Source organism: Streptomyces sp. NPDC058326 (assembly GCF_042879855.1).
In the GTDB taxonomy this organism is placed as follows: domain Bacteria; phylum Actinomycetota; class Actinomycetes; order Streptomycetales; family Streptomycetaceae; genus Streptomyces.
In genome coordinates this window covers 539,673-544,127 of record NZ_JBHVZO010000005.1, presented here as the reverse complement: position 1 = coordinate 544,127, position 4,455 = coordinate 539,673, and the positions used below count along the sequence as shown (strand labels likewise).

The following is a 4,455-nucleotide window of genomic DNA, read 5'->3' as shown; positions in this document are numbered from 1 at the left end:
AGCGTTAGGGAAACGCCCGGTTACATTCCGAACCCGGAAGCTAAGCCTTTCAGCGCCGATGGTACTGCAGGGGGGACCCTGTGGGAGAGTAGGACACCGCCGAACACCTGCCCTTTTAGCTCAGTCGGTAGAGCGTCTCCATGGTAAGGAGAAGGTCAACGGTTCGATTCCGTTAAAGGGCTCACAGTAAGAAGGCCCCCGCCTCATGGCGGGGGCCTTTTTGCGTTCCGAGTACGGAGAGACGTCAGTGGCGGGCGTTCCCGAAAAGGGATCGCCCGCCAGCGTGTCAGCGGTCGTCGGGCTCCCTGATGCGCATCGCCAGGATGGCCATGTCGTCGGAGGCCGGGGCCTGGGCGAAGCGCTCCACCGCGCGGAGGACCCGGGAGGCCACGGCGCCGGCCGTCAGGCCCGTGCAGGTCTTGAGGACCTCGGCCAGGCCGTCGTCGCCGAGCATGCGGGTGCCCTCGCGGCGTTCCGTCACGCCGTCCGTGACACAGAGGAGGACGTCGCCCGGGTCGAGGGTGATCGTCTGCTCGTAGAGCTCCAGGTCCTCCATGACGCCGAGGAGCGGCTGGGGCTCGGCCGACGGCTCGACCGTGCCGTCCGGGCGGAGACGGAGCGGGAGGGGATGGCCGGCGCAGACGACCTTGAGGATCGCGGAGCCGTCCTCCTGCGGGCGCATCTCGCCGTAGAGGAGTGTCAGGAAGCGGCTGCGGGCGCCCTCGTCGAGGATCGCCGCGTTGAGGCGCTCCAGGACGGCGGGGCCGCCGAAGCCCTCGCGGGCCAGGAGACGCAGGGCGTGGCGGGCCAGGCCGGTCACGGCCGCGGCCTCGGGGCCCGTACCGCAGACGTCGCCGATGGCGAAGCCGTAGGCGCCGTCGCGGATCGGGAAGAGGTCGTAGAAGTCGCCTCCGACCTCGTTGCCCTCGCCGGCGGCGCGGTAGATGACGTCGACCTCGACGCCCGGGATCTCGGGAAGGCCGGGCGGGAGCAGACTGCGCTGGAGGGACTGGCTGATCGCCATCCGCTCCGAGTACAGGCGCGCGTTGTCCAGGGCGAGGGCGGCCCGGCGCGAGAGGTCCTCGGCGAGCTCCAGGATCTCCTGGCGGAAGTGGTCCTCCGAGGGCCTGCCGAGGGTCAGCATGCCGATGACCCGGTTGCGGGCGACGAGCGGCAGCACGACCGTCTCGCCGGCGACCGTGCTCGCGGTGGCCAGGGTGGTGTCGATGCCGGAGGAGAGCGGGCTCATCGGATGGTCGAGCGCGCGGACCGAGGCGGTCAGCGCGGCCTGGTGGGCGGCCTCGCCCGGCGCGGACCAGACGCGTGCGCCGGGGGTCGGCACCGGGTCGGGCGGGGCGATCGAGGAGAGCAGGTCCTTGAGGCCGTCGATGCGGTCCTCGTCCTCGTGCAGGACGTACGAGAGGTACGGGTCGGAGGTCTGGTCGGCGATCGTGTAGACCGCGCACCAGGTCGCGAGGGTCGGGACCGTCATCTGGGCCATCAGGGCCAGCGTCTGGTCGCGGTCGAGGGTGCCGGCCAGGAGGTCGGAGGCCTCGACGAGGAAGCTGAGTGAGCCGCGGCGCAGTCGCTCCAGCTCGCCGAGGCGGGCGGACTCGACGGCCAGGGCGATCCGGTCGGCCGCGAACTGGAGGCGGAGCGCCTCCTCGTTGGAGTAGCGGTTCGCGCCCTCCGCGGCGACGCCGAGGGAGCCGGTGAGCCGGCCCTCGACCTTGAGCGGGACGGTGACCACCGAGCGCATGCCGGTGCCTTCGAGGAGCGGGACGGCGCCGGGGACCGCGGCCAGGTCCTCGTGGACGGCGGGCATGCGGGCGGAGCCGTAGCGGCTGGCGCCGGTCTCGACAGGGACGCGGGCGAAGCGCTGGCGGGCGGCAGGGAGGCCGGTGGTCGCCCGTACCTCCAGTTCCGTCTCGTCGTCGGTGGCGAGGAGGAGGAAGGCGGCGTCGCCGTCCAGCATGTCGCGGGCGCGTTCGACCGTGCGCTGGAGGAGGCCGTCGAGGTCGTCGGGGGCGGGGGAGCCGATGAAGACCTCGAAGGGGTCGGCGGCGCGGCTCTCGGCTCCCGGCTCGGCGGTGGGGCGCTGGGGGGTCTGGAGGACCGACCGCTCGTGCTCGCGCACCAGGAGGCAGACCGTGGAGGGCTCGCCCTGGGCGTCGCGGACCCGGAGGTGCGAGGCGTAGACGGGGATGACGCGGCCGTCGGCGCAGCGGATGCCGTAGCTGCCCTCCCAGCGGGACAGGCGGAGGGCCTCGGCGAGGCCGGTGCCGATGCCGGGGGTGTGGGGCCAGGCGGCGAGGTCGCCGAGGGGTTTGCCGGTGACCTGCTCGGAGGCGTACCCGAAGAGTTCCTCGGCGTCCTCGTTCCAGGCGCTGATGGCTCCGTCGCGGTCGATCTGGGCGACGGCGACGCGGACGCGGCTGTCGGTGACCGGGAGGAGCGCGTCGGGCAGGACGGGGCCCGCGGAGCGGGTGCCGACCGGGCGCCGGGGGAGGTCGAGGTGGAACCAGACGTGCTTGCGGGTGGGGGAGTAGTCGACGCCCCAGCGGTGGGCGAGGGCGGCGCAGAGCAGCAGGCCCCGGCCGTTCTCGCGGTCGGGGCTGCCGAAGGTACGGCCGCTCTGGACCGGGATCTCGCGCTCGGGGTAGCGGTCGGCGACCTCGACGCGGATGCTGTCGTCGGCGCGGAGGCAGAGGACTTCGGCGGAGGTGCCGGCGTGGATGACGGCGTTGGTGACGAGCTCGCTGGTGAGGACGACGGCGTCGTCGACGAGTTCGGGGTGTCCCCAGCCCTGGAGGGTGTCGCGCACGAAGGCGCGGGCGGCCGCGACGGACCGCCCGACGGGCTCGAAGCTTGCAGTCGCCCGCGCGGTGATCACAGCACTCCTCGTACGCGTCTCGACGCCCGGTTCTGCCATGCTCGGTCTGTCCCTCCCGCTGCCCGGTGGTCGTACGCGCGCCACACCGCCCCCGCCGGGCGGAACGGGTCGGTTGGACAGCCGGAAGCCAGGTTACTTACCTTCACTGTCCGGGTGGATGCCGGTCGCGGTGATTCCGTCCCCCGGGGGTAGGGACGCTGAGCGAAGCTGCCGAACTGTTATCGCCTGGTTCGGTGGCGGTGAAACACTGGGCAGGCTACCGGTGAGAGCCGGAGCGGTACGGTCGACCCCTTTCGGGAGGGACACGGTGGAACCTGGCACGGCGGCGCGACGCGGCGGAGGCAGTGGCACGCGCGCGAGGGGCGGGCGTTCCCGTGGGGGGACGGTGCAGGTCGACGCGGCGGCGCTGGAGCGGTTGCTGGCCGCACTGGTGTCCATGCGGGACGGAAACCTCCGCAGGCGGCTCACGGTGTCCGGCGACGGGGTCATGGCGGAGATCTCCGCCGTGTTCAACGAGGTCGCGGACCGGCAGATGCATGTGACGGGGGAGCTCTCGCGGGTCCGCCGGGTGGTCGGACGCGAGGGCAAGCTGTCCGAGCGTCTGGAGGCGGGAGCCAGTGAGGGGGCGTGGGCTGCGGCGATCGAGGCGGCGAACGCTCTCGTCGACGATCTGGCCCGGCCGGTGTCCGAGGTGGGCCGGGTGCTCTCGGCGGTGGCCGAGGGCGATCTCGAGCAGCGGATGGACCTGCGTTCGGAGGGTGCCGACGGGGCGGTCCGGCCGCTGCGCGGGGAGTTCCTGAAGGTCGCGCGTACCGCCAACAACCTGGTCGACCAGCTGTCGGTGTTCGCCTCAGAGGTGACCCGGGTCGCCGTCGAGGTGGGTACCGACGGCAAGCTGGGCGGGCAGGCGCAGGTGCGCGGGGTGTCCGGTTCGTGGAAGGACCTCACGGACTCGGTCAACACGATGGCGAACCGGCTGACGGCGCAGGTGCGGGACATCGCCCTGGTGACGACGGCGGTCGCGGACGGCGATCTGTCGCAGAAGGTCACGGCGAACGTGGCCGGCGAGATGCTGGAGCTGAAGAACACCGTCAACCGGATGGTGGACCAGCTGTCGTCGTTCTCCTCCGAGGTGACCCGTGTCGCCCGCGAGGTGGGTACGGAGGGCGAGCTCGGCGGCCAGGCCGAGGTGGCCGGGGTCGCCGGTGTGTGGAAGGACCTCACGGATTCCGTCAACACGATGGCCGGCAACCTGACCAACCAGGTGCGGGGCATCGCCGAGGTGACGACGGCGGTCGCCAACGGCGACCTGTCGCAGAAGGTGCGGGTGTCGGCGCGCGGTGAGATCGCGCAGCTGGCGGACACCATCAACCAGATGACGAAGACGCTGCGGACGTTCGCCGACGAGGTGACCCGGGTGTCGGGCGAGGTCGGCGCGGAGGGTCTGCTCGGCGGTCAGGCGCAGGTGCCGGGGGCGGCGGGAACGTGGAAGGACCTCACCGACTCCGTCAACACGGTCTTCCGGAACATCACCACGCAGGTGCGGGACATCGCGCAGGTGA

The 4,455-nt window shown here is 72.1% G+C and carries 2 protein-coding genes, 1 tRNA gene and 1 rRNA gene; 3 read left to right on the top strand and 1 reads right to left on the bottom strand.

Annotation, left to right across the window (positions count from 1 at the left end; genetic code table 11):
• Positions 1-105, top strand: a 5S ribosomal RNA gene (gene rrf / locus ACFVYX_RS13800); the annotation flags it as partial.
• 4 nt (positions 106-109) lie between these two features.
• Positions 110-182, top strand: a tRNA-Thr gene (locus ACFVYX_RS13795).
• Positions 183-286: 104 nt separating this feature from the next.
• Here the strand turns inward: ACFVYX_RS13795 and ACFVYX_RS13790 are convergent.
• On the bottom strand, positions 287-2,932 hold the full coding sequence (locus tag ACFVYX_RS13790) for a SpoIIE family protein phosphatase (protein WP_389681533.1): 2,646 nt from the start codon (positions 2,930-2,932) through the stop codon (positions 287-289).
• A gap of 268 nt (positions 2,933-3,200) precedes the next feature.
• On the opposite strand from ACFVYX_RS13790, the gene ACFVYX_RS13785 reads away from it, so the two are divergent.
• Positions 3,201-4,455, top strand: a 1,255-nt coding sequence (locus ACFVYX_RS13785; RefSeq protein WP_389681532.1) for a HAMP domain-containing protein, incomplete at its 3' end; no start/stop codon positions are given.

Coding starts and splice junctions, on each gene's coding strand:
- ACFVYX_RS13790 (WP_389681533.1), bottom strand. CDS start 2,932: ATGGCAGAACCGGGCGTCGAGACGCGTACGAGGAGTGCTGTGATCACC.